The 15,153-nt window shown below is 55.6% G+C and carries 14 protein-coding genes; 1 reads left to right on the top strand and 13 read right to left on the bottom strand.

Annotation, left to right across the window (positions count from 1 at the left end; translation table 11 throughout):
• Positions 1-45: 45 nt before the first annotated feature.
• From WCX49_RS00970 to WCX49_RS00920, 11 genes are all read right to left on the bottom strand, one after another.
• The gene (locus tag WCX49_RS00970; RefSeq protein ID WP_345985714.1) at positions 46-552 is read right to left on the bottom strand and encodes a FixH family protein; all 507 of its coding nucleotides are present in this window, start codon (positions 550-552) and stop codon (positions 46-48) included.
• Positions 542-1,243 (bottom strand): 3-dehydroquinate dehydratase, encoded by a 702-nt coding sequence (locus WCX49_RS00965; protein WP_345985713.1) that lies wholly within the window; start codon positions 1,241-1,243, stop codon positions 542-544. Before WCX49_RS00965 ends, WCX49_RS00970 begins: the two co-directional genes overlap by 11 nt.
• Positions 1,244-1,367: 124 nt before the next feature.
• On the bottom strand, positions 1,368-1,580 hold the full coding sequence (locus WCX49_RS00960; protein ID WP_345985712.1) for a DUF4006 family protein: 213 nt from the start codon (positions 1,578-1,580) through the stop codon (positions 1,368-1,370).
• 10 nt (positions 1,581-1,590) lie between these two features.
• Positions 1,591-2,508 (bottom strand): c-type cytochrome, encoded by a 918-nt coding sequence (locus WCX49_RS00955; protein ID WP_345985711.1) that lies wholly within the window; start codon positions 2,506-2,508, stop codon positions 1,591-1,593.
• Positions 2,509-2,724 carry a cytochrome c oxidase, cbb3-type, CcoQ subunit gene (locus tag WCX49_RS00950; RefSeq protein WP_231019724.1) on the bottom strand — a complete coding sequence of 72 codons (216 nt, stop codon included), beginning with the start codon at positions 2,722-2,724 and terminating at the stop codon, positions 2,509-2,511.
• Between the two features lie 11 nt (positions 2,725-2,735).
• On the bottom strand, positions 2,736-3,428 hold the full coding sequence (gene ccoO, locus WCX49_RS00945) for a cytochrome-c oxidase, cbb3-type subunit II (RefSeq protein WP_345985710.1): 693 nt from the start codon (positions 3,426-3,428) through the stop codon (positions 2,736-2,738).
• Between the two features lie 18 nt (positions 3,429-3,446).
• Positions 3,447-4,925: a cytochrome-c oxidase, cbb3-type subunit I gene (ccoN, locus tag WCX49_RS00940; protein WP_345985709.1), complete on the bottom strand. Its 1,479-nt coding sequence runs from the start codon at positions 4,923-4,925 to the stop codon at positions 3,447-3,449.
• A gap of 268 nt (positions 4,926-5,193) precedes the next feature.
• A complete protein-coding gene (locus tag WCX49_RS00935) occupies positions 5,194-5,922 on the bottom strand; it encodes a sulfite exporter TauE/SafE family protein (RefSeq protein ID WP_345985708.1) in 729 nt (242 codons plus the stop codon).
• 214 nt (positions 5,923-6,136) lie between these two features.
• Positions 6,137-7,264 carry a glutamine-hydrolyzing carbamoyl-phosphate synthase small subunit gene (gene carA, locus WCX49_RS00930; RefSeq protein WP_345985707.1) on the bottom strand — a complete coding sequence of 376 codons (1,128 nt, stop codon included), beginning with the start codon at positions 7,262-7,264 and terminating at the stop codon, positions 6,137-6,139.
• Complete coding sequence (locus WCX49_RS00925) at positions 7,261-7,812, bottom strand: DUF507 family protein (protein ID WP_345985706.1); 552 nt, start codon at positions 7,810-7,812, stop codon at positions 7,261-7,263. Before WCX49_RS00925 ends, carA begins: the two co-directional genes overlap by 4 nt.
• Positions 7,813-8,120: 308 nt before the next feature.
• Complete coding sequence (locus WCX49_RS00920; protein ID WP_345985705.1) at positions 8,121-10,691, bottom strand: ABC transporter substrate-binding protein; 2,571 nt, start codon at positions 10,689-10,691, stop codon at positions 8,121-8,123.
• Between the two features lie 164 nt (positions 10,692-10,855).
• On the opposite strand from WCX49_RS00920, the gene metH reads away from it, so the two are divergent.
• Positions 10,856-14,347 (top strand): methionine synthase, encoded by a 3,492-nt coding sequence (gene metH, locus WCX49_RS00915; RefSeq protein ID WP_345985704.1) that lies wholly within the window; start codon positions 10,856-10,858, stop codon positions 14,345-14,347.
• 42 nt (positions 14,348-14,389) lie between these two features.
• Here the strand turns inward: metH and WCX49_RS00910 are convergent, their stop codons facing one another.
• Positions 14,390-14,842 carry an AMIN domain-containing protein gene (locus WCX49_RS00910; protein WP_345985703.1) on the bottom strand — a complete coding sequence of 151 codons (453 nt, stop codon included), beginning with the start codon at positions 14,840-14,842 and terminating at the stop codon, positions 14,390-14,392.
• Between the two features lie 4 nt (positions 14,843-14,846).
• Entirely contained in the window at positions 14,847-15,140 is a 294-nt protein-coding gene (locus WCX49_RS00905) for a hypothetical protein (RefSeq protein WP_345985702.1), read from the bottom strand.
• Positions 15,141-15,153: the final 13 nt, after the last annotated feature.

The following is a 15,153-nucleotide window of genomic DNA, read 5'->3' as shown; positions in this document are numbered from 1 at the left end:
AGTATAACGCTACCGTTCTGAAAAAGGGGAAAAGATGTCTTGGCGTCAGTATTCGAAGACGTTGGGATAGCGCGTATCGGCTTTGAGGTTCAGGTAACGCTTATCGTCACCGATATTGACCTGGGCAAGGATGTCCCAGCGCCCCTCTTTGGGGAGGGTGACCGTCTCGAAGGTGTAGATGCCGCTCTCGACTGTGCCGATACCGACGGGCATATCGAACTCGTGGGTGCCGGGACGGGTCAGGCGAAGCGTGATGTTTGCGTCGTCGACAGGGGCGCCGTCGCGGGTCAGCAGTCTGAATTTCACCGTCGCTCCGTCAGCTTTGAACGTTTCCGTTACGTAGGTAAGCTCATACTGCTTGTCAAAGGCGATCTTGTTGCGGATGATCGTATTGGCGTCGTGTTCGAAGTGACGGTAATCCTGCATATCGAGATCACTCATCTGCACCGGGTTATCCAGTGCGATCTTGACCGTCCAGTAGCTCAGACCCACGACACCCAGGATACCTCCGACAACGATCCATGGCCACTTTCTTCCGGGATTACTGCTCATCAGTTTTTTTCCTTTTCCCCAGCTTATTTCTTATATAGATTATAAGTGCATAGAGAATGATGCCATAAAAGACCAAACGCAGAACATCAAGAAAAATTTTACCTGCATTTCCTGCCGATGCACTCAGCTCGACATTGTGGGTCGCCGCGATCTGGTCCGCGATATCGGCATAGCCGTTGTACATGGCGACGGAGTACTTTTTGACAATATCCGGTCCCTTGGCCTTTTCCGCCAGGACGGGCAGGATCGTGCCGCCGTAATGGCTCAGCATCTCCTTGTAATCGGCCAAACTGCGGCCGAACATGACGGCGCTGATCAGCGCGGCGGCAAACGAAGCGTTGGGGCTGAGCACCTGCTGCTTGTCAAAATCCTTATATAAAGAGAGCGGCCGGGCGAGAATATCGACCTTCTTCTGCAGCTCGACGAAGGTCAGTACGACAAAAGGCTCCTGAAGTTCACCCGCGAGCGATTTCTCCAGGTCGGCAATCGTCTGGTTGGTATCCAGGTCGCGCAACATGACCAGATAGAGTGAAACACCGGTTTTGGCATAAAGCTCCGCACCGTACGATTCGATCTGCTCGGCAAACAGCTCGTTGTGAACGACATCGTCTTTATATAAAAATTTCGCATGAAGACTCAGGGAAGTAAACAGGATGAGGATGAGGGCCGCTAGCCCTCTTGGAAAGGTCAATTAAGTTTCCTTAACCGACGAAAAGATGGTTCGGCGTCAGTACCGCCCAGAGGGTAACTGCCGCGCTGACAACGAGCAGCGCCGTGATGATAAAGTTCATATCAAATTTCATTTTCCCCTCCTCTTAGTTAACCATAACGCGTTTTGCAGCGTTCTCTTTGTTGATCATCTGGATCGACTTCTCGTTCTCAATTTTGTAGAACTTGTCCGCGTTGGCCTGCTGAGCTCCCAGTGCCATCATCGTGAGATACACCAAGATACCAAGGAGCAGGACCGTTGCGATGAGCATACCGGTGACGCCGTCAAGCGCGAAAACACCTCTATTCGTATTTTCCATCTATCGCTCCTTATTTACTCAGGCTGGTCACGTATGCACCCAGCGCTTCTTTCTGAACGTCAGTCAGGTTTGCAAATGCCGGCATTGCACCGATCGCACCCTTCTTACCGTGGTTCAGAACATTGACAACCAGTTCCGGCGTGAACGTCGCGACGCTCGGTGCAACGTAAGGCTGACCCATACCGTCCGCACCGTGGCACGCCGCACAGGTACCGGCGAAGATATCGGCACCTTCGCCTTTCATGCCGTTAGCAACGTACTTGGAAACCGTATCGATCTCCGCGTCCGTGATCAGCGCGCCGGTGTTCGCATTGAACAGACCGTTGCGGTCCGGCATCGGCATTTCCGTACCGAGCAGCTGATTGTTGGAACCGTTTTCGATCACGTATTTGACCGTTGTCACTTCCAGGCGCTGGTTCAGGTTCGCGGCTTTGCCGTCGATACCGTCTGCCGCAAGACCGTGACACGGTGCACACTGGACGATAAAGACAGAGTTCCCCATCTCGACCTTCATTTCCTCGCCCATATCTGCGTACTTCGCATTGAATTCCGCATCGTGTGTCGCGACTTCTTCGTTGTACTCACCGATCTGTGAATAGGCGTTGACCGGGTAACCGGCGATAAAGTACCAAACGGCCCAGATTACCAGACCGGCGAAGATAATTGCCCAACCGAACGGCAGTTCGTTTTTATACTCACCGATACCGTCCCAGTTCTCTTCTGCAAGCTCACCCGTCGCAGTATCTGTCTGCATCTGGCGAACGTACTTGGTAACAACAACAACCGCGATGATCGCAGTAGCCGCAGCACCCAGAAGCGCCAGTGCACCCATATAGTCCTTGCCGCCGAGATCGCCGCCGGCCATTTGCCATGTGAATCCAAGCAGGACCACGATGAACAGGGCACCTAAGATATACAGCTTATTCATTTATGCCTCCTCTTTTTTCGTCTCTTCGTTTTCCGAGACGCTTTCTACCGGATTATCGGTAATGTCGTCATTGAGCGCCATATCACCATACTTCTCGTAGTTGCGACGGCCCTTCTTCTCGCTGCTGTAGAGGTGGTAGATGTAGCTATAGAGCACTACCACCAGGAACACCGTAAAGAAGAAGTAGGCGTACGCCGAAAAGGTGTTGACATCCACGCGCTACATCCTTACTTCAGGCTGTTCAGATATGCAATCAGCGCAACAATCTCAGGAACCTGGCCGTTGGCGACCATATCTTTGACATCCTGATCTTTCATGTCTGCTGCAATCATCTTGGCTTCAGCAAGCGCATCAGCTTTCGCACCGTCAAGTGAACCGGCCAGTTTGACTGTTGCCGTTCCGCCGTCCGCTGTCGGGATCGGCTTGTTGTAAGGTACGTTGAAGACCTTGTTGACCGTGACCTGCTCCGCGTAAGCGGTATCGATGTCCGCCAGGTTTTTGAACATCCAGCGGTAGGCCGGCATGATAGAACCCGGAACGATCGCTTCAGGATCTTTCATGTGGTTCTCATGCCAGTCTGTCGTACGGTAGTTACCGACACGCATCAGGTCCGGACCGGTACGCTTGGAACCCCAGAGGAACGGACGGTCATACGCATACTCACCGCTAAGTGAGTAGTGACCGTAGCGGTCAGTCTCGGATTTAAACGGACGAATCAGCTGAGAGTGGCATGCATTACAGCTGTTCTTGATATAAACATGGCGGCCTGCCAGTTCCAGCGTCGAGTACGGTTTCGTACCGATCGTCGGCTGGGAAGCTTCCGCAAAGTTCGGCAGGTTCTCGATGAGACCTGCAAACGCAATCGTGACAAAAACGGCTACCGCGAAAAAGAACGGGTGCTTTTCTAACCAGTGAAACATTTTTCCCCTCCTTCTTTCTTACGCTGCCATCGGCGAAGCATTTTGCAGTTCGCTCTCTTCAACACGGCGACCGGCAGTCGCAGTTTTGTACATATTCCATGCCCACATGAACATACCGAGGAGGTAGAGTGTACCACCAACAGCACGGATCGTGTAGTACGGGTGAAGAACCGTAACGGTATCGATGAAGGAGTAAGCGAGGTTACCGAATTCATCGTGTGCACGCCACATCATACCCTGCGTAATACCGGCAATCCACATGGAGGTGAAGTACAGGACAACGCCCAGTGTCTGGATCCAGAACTGCGTGTTCATCAGAGACTTGGAGTAGATCTCGCGCTTGTAAACACGCGGTGCCATGTGCAGGAGTGCTGCAATGATCATGAAGGAAACCCAGCCGAGAACACCGTCGTGAACGTGACCGACGATCCAGTCAGTGAAGTGCGCCAGAGCGTTAACAGATTTGATCGCCTGGATCGGACCTTCGAGCGTAGAGAACATGTAGAACGTAGACGCAAGAACCATGAACTTGATCAGCGGGTTGGTTGCAACCTGGTTCCACTCACCTTTCATCGTGAGGAGCATGTTGATCGCAGAACCCCAAGACGGCAGAATCAGAACGACAGAGAAGACAGAACCCATTGTCTGCATCCAGTCAGGTACCGTAGAGAAGAGCAGGTGGTGACCGCCGGCCCAAAGGTAGACGAACATCAGACCCCAGAATGCGAGCAGGGAGAGTTTATAAGAGTAAACTGCCTGGCCGGACTCTTTCGGGAGGTAGTAGTAGATCATCGCAACGATAGGCACCGTGAAACCGAATGCAACGGCGTTGTGACCGTACCACCACTGAACGAGGGCGTCATTCGTACCGGCATACATAGAAACAGAGTGATACCATGCACCTGCACCGGAGACCAGCGCTGTCGGAACTTCCATGTTGTTGAAGAGGTAAAGCATAGCGATACCGAGGAACGTCGCGATGTAGTACCAGACAGAGATATACAGAGATTTCTCACGGCGGATACCGATGAGACCGAAGATCTGAATACCGAACAGAACCCAGATAACGACGATCAGGATATCGATCGGCCACTCAAATTCCGCATACTCTTTCGATGTCGTGATCCCCAGCAGCAGTGAGCCGACAATCGCTACGACGGCGAGAAGATAGAGGGCGAACTGCAGTTTCGCTGTTACCATCAGGAACTTCGATTCCGCCATAGACACCTTCAGTACACGCTGACCGACGTAGAACCACGTCGCCATGATACCGCTAACTGTAAACCCGAAGATAACTGCATCGGTGTGCAGCGGGCGCAGACGGCTGAAGTTCGTATACTCAGCGAGTCCTTCTCCCAAAACCAGGTTCACACTCGGAAATGCCAGTTCCCATGCCAGGACGACACCGATCAGCATTCCGACAATACCCAATACAATTGTCATAAACATCCACAATTTGGCAATTGTATAGTCGTACTCCAATGGACGATTTTCCATTACAAGCCTCCTTAGATTTCAAAGCGTAAAAGGCCCCGGACGGGCACCTGCAAAACCGCAAGCATACTTTCGGTTTTGCAGATGCTCCCTTTCCGAGACTATTTGACCCCATCATATTAACAGTGGAAATATTTAATGAATCTTAAATTTTTTAAAATGTGAGAGATATTGTCAGTTTGACGAATTTTTTAAGTTTAATTTCATCTTCGTGGGTAAAATCGTATCAAGTTATAGTTTATATAACGATATTCAACCTATTTTTGACATGTTAAGAAGGTAACTTGCCGTTTTGCAGCTGTGTCTGCGGGGCATTATACCACTTATCGAACTGAACGTAAGCCTTCATCAGCGTCCAGCCGCCGAAAGCGATGACCGTCACGGCAGCGAGCTGGATCATGACGCTGCGGAACTTGGTCTGGGAGAAAATCCCTACCACGTAGGCGAAGGAGAAGAGAGTGGGGATCGTAAAGAGCCCGAAAATCGCCATGACGGCGGCACCGTAGAGCGCCGACTGCGTCGTCGTCGCCGTGACGAGCATCGTGTAGACGAGGCCGCAGGGAAAAAGGCCGTTGAGCACGCCCAGGATATAAAAACTCATCGGCGTGGCCGACGTCAGCTGCGCCGTGAAGACCCGCTTGAACCAGCTGTAGTTTGTGATAGGCACTTCAATAGAGGTGAGAAACTTCAGTTTCCCGGCAAAGGAGAGGCCCATGAGGATCATCATGACCCCGGCGACGGCATACATAATGGATCGTGCCAGGGGGCTGACGTCCCAGAACGAACCGAAATAGCCAAAGAGCGCACCGAAGAGCGTATAGGTCGTCACACGCCCGATATTATAGAGGAAGTGATAAAAAGCGCTCCGGGTTTTGGAGAAGCGGGGTTTGATCTTTGCGGTCGTATAGGTAACAATGAAGCCCCCGCACATCCCGATGCAGTGACCGATGGAGCCCAGGAGGGCAAAGGTAATAATAGCCGTCCACTCTATTGATGTCACTGTCGCTCCATACGGCAAAAGAGCAAAGCCCTTTCGCCTACGCTTTCTGATTGTTTGTCCTCGCTACGCTGCGAAATTTCGCTCCGCTGCATGCTTCGGCAGCAGGCGACCGAAGGAAGTGCCTCTATGGTGCCCGCGCACCCTTGGTGCTTTTTGCCTTGTTCTGATCTTCTTGCATCTGAGTATAGCCCAGATACGTTACCGGAATATTAAATTAGCGCTTCATGAGCGTGAGGAATTCGCCGAAGACGTATTCGCTGTCTTTCGGGCCCGGGCTCGCTTCGGGGTGGTGCTGCACCGAAAAGATCGGGGCGTCATTGTAGCGCAGCCCCTCGATCGTACCGTCAAAGAGGTTCGTGTGCGTGACCGAAGCGATGTCGGTAATGTTTTCAGGCACGTTATAGTTGTGGTTCTGCGCCGTGATCTCGACCATGCCCGTTTTGACGTTCTTCACCGGGTGGTTGCCGCCGTGGTGACCGAACCGGAGCTTGAAGGTGTCATAACCGTGGGAGATGGAGAGCAGCTGGTGCCCGAGGCAGATCCCGAACATCGGGACTTTGTGCGCGATCAGTTTCTTGATCGTCTCCTGCTCCCGTTTCAGCACGAGCGGATCCCCAGGACCGTTGGAGAGGAACACGCCGTCGATCTCTTTGGCCTCGTAGCGCGCGATCAATATCTCGGCTTCGATGGAATTCGGTACGACCTCGACGGCGATCCCCGCCTGGGTCAGCTCATTCAGGATATTGCGTTTGACGCCGAAGTCCATCGCGACGATGCGTGCCTGCACATCAGGCGCGTCGTTGTAACGGAAATTGACCGCATCGTAGGTGCCGTTCGTATGCTTGTAAGCCTCTTTGGTGCTTACCTGCTCGATGTAGTTCACCTCTTCGATGCGCGGAGAGCTCTCGAGCACCTTTTTCAGCTCATCTTTGTCGCTGATCTCGGTAGAGGCGACCATCATCATCGCCCCCTCGCTGCGGAGCATCTTCGTAAGGTAGCGGGTATCGATATCGCAGATCCCCATGACACCGTGGCGCTTCAGCAGGGCGTCGAGGGACTCCTCGGCGCGGAAGTTGGAGTAGCGCGGCTGGTATTGGCGGACGATAATCCCCTTCGCGTGCGCTGCCGTGCTCTCCATATCTTCGGCGTTCGCACCGACATTGCCGATCTCTGGCATCGTGAACGTAACGAACTGTCCGGCGTAGGAGGGGTCCGTCGCAATCTCCTGGTAGCCGCTCATCGACGTATTGAAAACGATCTCGCCGACCGCCGTCGTCTCGGCACCGAAGCTCATCGCTTCGAAATAGGTGCCGTTTTCAAGATAGATCCATGCTGTTTTCATGCAAGCCCCCTCCGGGTCAGCTCTTCGCGGTAGAGTTTTTCAAACCGCAGTTCGTACTCATCCGTGCCCGGGATGAGCTGTTTCTGGAACGACTTCATCTTCTCGTTCACCGCACGCTCGATCTCATCGTTGTCCGCAATAAAGGAGGTGATCGCGTCGTAGATGATGTTTTTGAGGCGGTTTTCGCTGACGTCGTAGTTCATCAGGTCCTCCTCGTAGATCGCGTCGAGGATCTTGTGCGCCAGGTCCGAAAAGCGGTCTTCATAAGAGAGGATGACCCCGTACTCGGGTGCGAGCTTCTTCTTGATCATGAAGAAGAGCTGGCGGTCATCCGCCTGGTAGAAGTCGATCTCGTCTTCGTTATCGTTGACGATCTCCTTGACGCGCGCTTCGAGGGCCGCCTCCTGCTTTACGCTCTCTTCGAGTATCTTTTTCGCTTCGGCGACAATAGGGTCCATCCCCTGCGTCATCGTCACCAGTCCGCTGCGCGCCAGTTCGACGGCGACGCGGTTGGCGAGAAACGGAATCTGCGCGAGTGTCACTTTCATAGCCCATACCCTTGCGGGCGCCCCGTTTTTGCAGGAACGTGCACCCAGATTTTTTCGCTATTTTAGCGGGTATTCCATTACAAGGAGGTTAGAACATGCAACCTTCCCGTAACAGCGCGTTGACCCGGATGCAGTATCATGCACGGAAAATGCATATCCTTATGCATATTGAAAGGAAACCCCATGATTTACAGCCACAAAACCGATGGCTCCGCTTCCAACCTCACCCCGGCCGAACGGGACAAAATGCAGCGCCTCCGCCATACCGTATCGACGTCCTGGATGGTCGATTAAATCCGCTGAAGCACTCAGGCCGACCGCGTCTTTTCCCCTTTGGGCAGCCGGATCACAAACTCTGCGCCCCCGTTCCTGTTTTCCACCGAAATCCGCCCTTTGAGGTTCTTCTCCACGATGATTTTCGACATATAGAGCCCAATGCCCGTTCCCTGCGATTCGAACTTGGTGGTGAAATAGGGGTCGAAGATCTTGTCCATGATCTCCTCCGGCACACCGCCGCCGTTGTCTGCAATGGAGAGCACAACGGCGTCCCCCTGCTCCTCCGCCGTAATCATGATCTTCTTCACGCCGAAGGGATGCTGCATCAGGACATCCTTTGCGTTGCTGACGATGTTGAGGATCACCTGTTTGAGCTCATTCGGATAGAGCGTCGCCTCGATGCGCTCCGGAACGTCCACATCAACAGCGATCTTTTTCTGTTCCAGTGCCGGTGTCACCAGCCCCAGCACCTCATCGACAAGCGTGCGCAGGCTGACGGTTTCAAGCTGTTTGTCCCGCTTGAAAAAATTGCGGAAATCGTCGATTGTCTGGGACATGTACTCTACCTGCCGGTGGACGATATTGATCAACCTGTCTAGCTCCTCCTCGTCTACGGTGCCGAGCTGCCGTTTGAGATCGAGGTTGGCGATGCCGATGCCCATGACGTTGAGCGGCTGGCGCCACTGGTGGGCGATGGATTCGATCATCTCCCCTATCGTCGCCATTTTCGCCTGCTGGATCATCATCCGCTCTTTGTCCCGGTTCTCCCCCACGGCTTCTTCGATCCGCTCGTTCAGCGTCGCATTGAGTTCGGTCAGTTCGCTGGTGCGGCGGCGCACCAGTTCTTCAAGACGGATATACTTGTACCCGAACAGCAGGGCGATGACGGCGAGCACGGCCAGGATCTTCCAGAGCAGTGCGTAGTCGAACTGGTGTTTGTAGACCGTCGGCACCCACTCGCGGTAGATCGCTTCGCGCTCCTCCTCCCCGATACTGTCGAGCGCGCGCTGGATCAGCGTCTGCAGCATCGGCCAGTCGCTGCGGACGCCCATGGCTATCTCGTAGCGGTAGGGCGTCTGCCCCACGATGCGGAGGTTGTTGAGCCCCTCTTTCGCGATCAGGTAACTGGCAACCGCCAGGGCGTCCACCGCGACATCGGCCTTTCCGAACGCGACCAGCTTCAGCACATCGGAGAGCGAGTCGGCCTGGATCCGTTTGATCTGCGGGAAATCGCGTTTCAAGAAGAAGTCGGCCGTATAATCCCTCACGACGGCGACGCGTTTGCCTTTGAGCGCCGCCAGCCCGCCGACGTACTGGAACGATTCCCCGCCGACGATCACCATCGGCAGTGTCAGATAGGGACGGGTGAAGTTCGCATATGCATGCCTTTCGGGCGTCGCCGTCATCGCGGTCACGACGTCAAGCTCCCGCTGTTTCAAGGCCGTATCGACCTCCTGCCAGCTCCGCTTGCGCTGCAGTTCAATGCGCACCCCCAGTTTTTCCGCGACACGCTGGATAAAACCGTAGGAGATCCCCCCGTACGCGCCCTTGCGCGACAGGAACTCGACCGGGGGCCACTCCGAGTCCACGCCGATATTGATGACCGGGTGCTTTTTCAGCCACGCCTGCTCTTGCGGCGTGAGCAGCAGCCGCTCCGGGTGATAGAGAAACGCATCCAGGGTACGCATGCCCTTCGTATACCCCAACAGCGTGTAAGCCTGATAGATCGCCAGCAGTCGGTCCGGGCTCAGATCCCCCAGGGGCGTATCTTCTTTGAGCGCAAACGATTTGAGGGTCTTTCCTTCAAACCGCAGCGCCTCAAGGCTTTTATGCTGAACGTTGTACTTCTCAAACAGCAGCCTGGCCGTCTCATCGATATGCTCAAAGGCATAGCGCCACCCCTTCAGACTCGCCTCGTAAAAGCGTTTGACGCGCTCCGGGTGCTGCTGCAGTTCCGACTGGGAGGTGAAAAGGATGTCGTTATAAAAATCGAAACCGGCCACCTTTGGATCGATTGCGAAGGTCTTGACCCCCCTGTTCGAAAGCACAAACGGTTCATTGGAAGAGTAAGCCGCCATCGCATCCGTTTCGTTCCGCTCGAGTGATAACGGGTCGAACGTATGGGGGATCAGGTTGAGTTCCATTTCCTGCATCCCCGCATTGCGCAGCATGGCCTGGACCGATGCCGCCGTCTGGACGTCGCTGGTCATCATGACCCGTTTGCCGCGCAGGTCCTCGATCTTTCGGATGCCGGAGTCCTCCCGTGCGAGCAGTACCATCGGGGAGCTTTGAAAGATCGCCGCCATCGCCACAAGCGGTTCGCCCCTGTCGTACTTCACCAGCAGGGATGTCCGTCCCGTCCCGAACTGTGCCCGGCCGCTCAGCACTTCGCGTTCGACATCCATCTCCGCCGTCATCGGCCGGATCTCGACGTCGAGGTCCGCCTCGGAGTAGAATCCTTTCTCCTTGGCGACAAAGTAGCCGGCAAACTGGAACTGGGGTAGCCACTGCAGCTGCAGCAGCACTTTGTCGTCATCATGCTGATGCGCGAAGAGCGGCAGGAAAAAGAGCAGAATCGCAAAGAGAACCGCACCGATGCGCATGCAACACCTTTTTTCCAACTATTTTAACAGGACAATGTTTAGAATAGTGTATACACGTTTGTGATTTTCAAAAAAAAACGCTCTTTTATGTCACAAATACACCACCGATAGCTCATCCGCTTTTATGCTCCCCTGCGCTAAAATAAGCCTAAAAAAAGCAGATCATGTCCGTAAAAAACGCTATTCTAGAGACCATCAAACGGCGGCCGATCATCATCGACGGCGCCATGGGTACGCAGCTGCAGCAGCGCCATGACCAGATCCCCGAAGCGGCATGGGAAGGCAACGAGGGGTGTAACGAGCTCCTCAACGTCACCGCGCCGGAGATCATGCGCGATATCTTCCACGCTTATCTGAACGCCGGTGCCGACATGATCACGACCAATACTTTCGGAGCCTTCTCCTGGGTATTGGACGAGTACGGCATCGGACACCGCGCCTACGAACTCTCCAAGGCCGGGGCCCAGCGCGTCAAAGAGGTGTGTGAGCAGTTCAGCACCCCCGAGCACCCGCGCTATGTGCTCGGTTCCATCGGTCCGGGGACGAAACTCCCCTCCCTGGGCCATATCCACTACGACGAGATGCTCGAAGGGTACACCGAGTGCGCCCAGGGGCTCATCGACGGCGGCTGCGATGTTTTCCTGCTCGAGACCTGCCAGGACCCGCTGCAGATCAAGGCGGCCCTGCACGCCTGCCAGGCGGCCAACGCGTCGCGCGGCACCGACCTCCCCGTCATGGTCTCCGGAACCATCGAGCTGGCCGGCACCATGCTCATCGGGACCGACGCGCAGACCCTGGCCGTCATTATGGAGCCCTTCGACATCCTCTCGCTGGGCTTCAACTGCGGTACCGGCCCGGAGCAGTACACCAAGCACGTCAAAGCGCTGAGCGACGTCTGGGGCAAACCCATCTCCATCCACGCCAACGCGGGGCTCCCGCAGAACCGCGGCGGCTACACCTACTACCCGATGGGACCCGACGAGTTTTCCGACCGGCAGGAATCTTTCCTCGAATTCGACGGCGTCAGTTTCCTCGGCGGCTGCTGCGGAACGACGCCCCAGCACATTAAGGCGCTCGCCGACCGGGTGCATGCCATCACGCCCAAAGCGCCCTCCGGTTCCCAGCCGACCTCGCTCGCCTCGCTCTTCAACAGCGTCCCGCTGATGCAGGAGCCCGCCCCGCTGCTCGTGGGTGAACGCTCCAATGCCACCGGCTCCAAAGCGTTCCGCGAACTCCTCCTGGCCGAGGATTACGAAGGCACGCTCAGCGTCGGCCAGCAGCAGGTCCGCGCCGGGGCCCACGTCCTCGACGTCTCCGTCGGCTTTGCCGGGCGCGACGAAACAAAGGACATGAACAAGGTCATGGGCCTCTACGCCCAGAAGATCGCGCTGCCGCTGATGCCCGACTCGACGCAGACCCCTGCCCTCGAAGAGGCGCTCAAGCTGATCGGCGGCAAACCCATCATCAACTCCGTCAACCTCGAAGACGGGATCGAGAAATTCGATGCCGTCTGTTCGCTCGCGAAGAAGTACGGGGCGGCCCTCGTCTGTCTGACGATCGACGAAGAGGGGATGGCCAAAACGGTCGAGCGCAAACTCGAGGTGGCCGAACGTATCTACACCCTGGCCACCGAGAAGCACGGCCTCAACCCCGAGGACCTCGTTTTCGACGTCCTCACCTTCACCGTGGGCAGCGGGGACGAGGAGTACCGCGACGCGGCGGTCCAGACCATCGAGGCGATCCGCGAACTCCGCACCCGCCACCCGGAGGTCGGGGCGATCCTGGGACTTTCGAACATCTCCTTCGGCCTGGACAAAGACGCCCGCCCCTACCTCAACTCCGTTTTCCTGCACCACTGTATCGAAGCGGGGCTCACCTCGGTCATTATCAACGTCAAACACATCATCCCGATGGCCAAGATCAATGAGGAGGACCTCGCCGCCTGCGAAAACCTCCTTTTCGACCGTAAACCTAACGGGCAGGCGCTCTTTGATTTCATCGAGCACTTCAGCCACAAGGAAGCCGTCGATAGTGCGGCGGAAGATGAAGCCTACAATGCGCTGGGCACCGAGGAGAAGATCGCGAAGCTCCTGCTTGACGGCGACAAGGAGCGGATGATCCCCCTCGTCGAGGCGGCAAGGAGCGAGATCGCCCCGGAAAAGATCGTCAACGAGATCCTGATCGATGCCATGAAAGTCGTCGGTGAGCTCTTCGGTTCGGGGCAGATGCAGCTGCCTTTCGTCCTGCAGAGCGCTGAGACGATGAAAGCAGCCGTCGACCACCTCAACCCCTACCTCCCCAAAGTCGACAAAGCCGTCGACACGACCCTCGTGCTTGGCACCGTCAAAGGTGATGTCCACGACGTCGGCAAAAACCTCGTCGACATCATCCTCACCAACAACGGCTACAAGGTAATCAACCTCGGGATCAAGGTCGAACTGGACAACTTCGTCAAGACGCTGCAGGAGTCCAACGCCAGCGCTATCGGCATGAGCGGTTTACTTGTCAAATCGACCCAGGTAATGAAAGAGAACCTCGAAGCGCTCAAAGCGGCGGGGATCACCGTCCCCATCCTGCTGGGCGGTGCGGCGCTCACGCGCAGCTTTATCGAGGACTTCTGCCGCCCCAGTTACGACGGCCCGATCTTCTACTGCAAAGACGCCTTTGACGGCGTCACCGCGATGAGCCGCATCGAAGCGGGGAACCTGGACACCAACCTTCACCCCGAGGCACCGGAGATGGCCGAGCAGACCAAAAAAGAGGCTGTTGTCATCCCGCCGTTCGCCGAACTGAAGATGCCCTCAAGAGAAGTCCGCATTCCGACCCCGCCGTTCTGGGGGCGGCGTGAGCTGAAGCTGACCGAGGCGCAAAAAGCAATGGCGTTCGAGTGGATCAACCACAAGATCCTCTTCAAACAGCGCTGGGGGTACAGTTCCAAGGGTATGGACAAGGAAGCTTATGAGAAGCAGCTCGACGAGCTTGTATGGCCTGCCTACGAGAAGCTCAAAGCACTCTTCCTGGACGAAGGCCTCTTTGATCCGACGGTGCTCTACGGCTACTGGCCGGCCCGTTCCGATGACAACACCCTGCTCGTTTTCCCGGAAACGGAGGGGTGGCACCGCGATACCGATGCCAGTCGCGAACCGCTTGAGCAGATCATCGGTGATGCCGAATGCGCCTTTACCTTCCCGCGCCAGCGCAAACAGCCCCACCGCGCACTCAGCGACTTCTTCCGCCACGACCGACACGATGTCCTCGCACTCACCTGCGTCAGTGCCGGCAGCCGTCTCAGCGCCTATGAAAAAGAGCTCTATGATGCGGGGAAATACAACGAGTACTACCAGGTCCACGGCCTGGGCGTCGAACTGGCCGAGGCCCTGGCGGAGATTGCCCACAAGCAGATCCGGCTCGATCTCAACATCGCCGACGATGAGGGGCCGACCCTTGCGGATGTCCGCATGAACCGCTACCAGGGCGCACGCTACAGTTTCGGCTACCCCGCCTGCCCCGACCTGGAGCTCAACCGCCCGCTCTTTGATCTGCTGAAACCCGAAGAGTTCGGGATCGAACTGAGTGAGACCTTCCAGATCCATCCGGAGCAGTCGACATCAGCCATTGTCGTCCACCACAAGGAAGCGACGTACTACAATATCTAGGGAAGAAGTACCCCGTTAGAAAAACGGGGTGTGGGCGGCAGACTACTTCAGAAGAAGGGTATAGCCGTACTTGGAAGGTTCGATCGTATAATCCGCTGCGCGCTTCAGCTCGATGACGGCGCGGTAATAGCCGGGGTGCGTTCCCATACGGATTTCGCTGAACGGTGCAACGTTCAGGGCACGCTTGCGTGTCGGAAAATCCGTTTTCGCTTCAAAATCCAGAATAATCCGTGTCGGTTCGCGAATGACAAAGTGTTTTGCAAGCCTGTCGCGGCTTTCGATCCGGACGTTCCCTTCCGTGAAGAGAAAGCGCGCCTGTTGGAAATTCACGGTCTGGGACGTTGCTGGCGCAACCGGTTGTTCCGGCTCTACCGGTGCTTCCACTGCCTTGACCGGTTCGGGTTCCGGCAGAGAGGCAGATGGCATAAAGGGGTTTTCTCTGCCGCTCAGCAGCGTCGCGGCGGCAAGGGTCAGCAGGATCAGAAATCGTTTCACGCATTTACTCCGATGGTTCTAGCTCTTTGAGTTCGAAATACTCTTTCTGCAGTGTCGCATTTTCTTGCTTCAATCTTGCAATTTCACTCGCCAAATGGCCTTCATAATTCTCCAACTGGAGCAGAACTTCAAGTGACGCGTTTCCGAAAAGAAGGTTGCTGAGGTAAAAAGCACCGAGGACGACACCGGCCAGTGCAAGCAGAAAATGTTTAGTTTTAAATCCGAGGTAACGTTCGACGATGTCGGGCGAAGCATACCCTATTTCGTCTTCTTTGGTCGGAGTATCAGTAGGCTGCATTGCAAGGGAGTGC

Source organism: Sulfurimonas sp. HSL-1656 (assembly GCF_039645585.1).
In the GTDB taxonomy this organism is placed as follows: domain Bacteria; phylum Campylobacterota; class Campylobacteria; order Campylobacterales; family Sulfurimonadaceae; genus Thiomicrolovo; species Thiomicrolovo subterrani.
The sequence above is the reverse complement of the archived record's forward strand: the minus strand, read 5'-3'. Positions and strand labels throughout refer to the sequence as shown.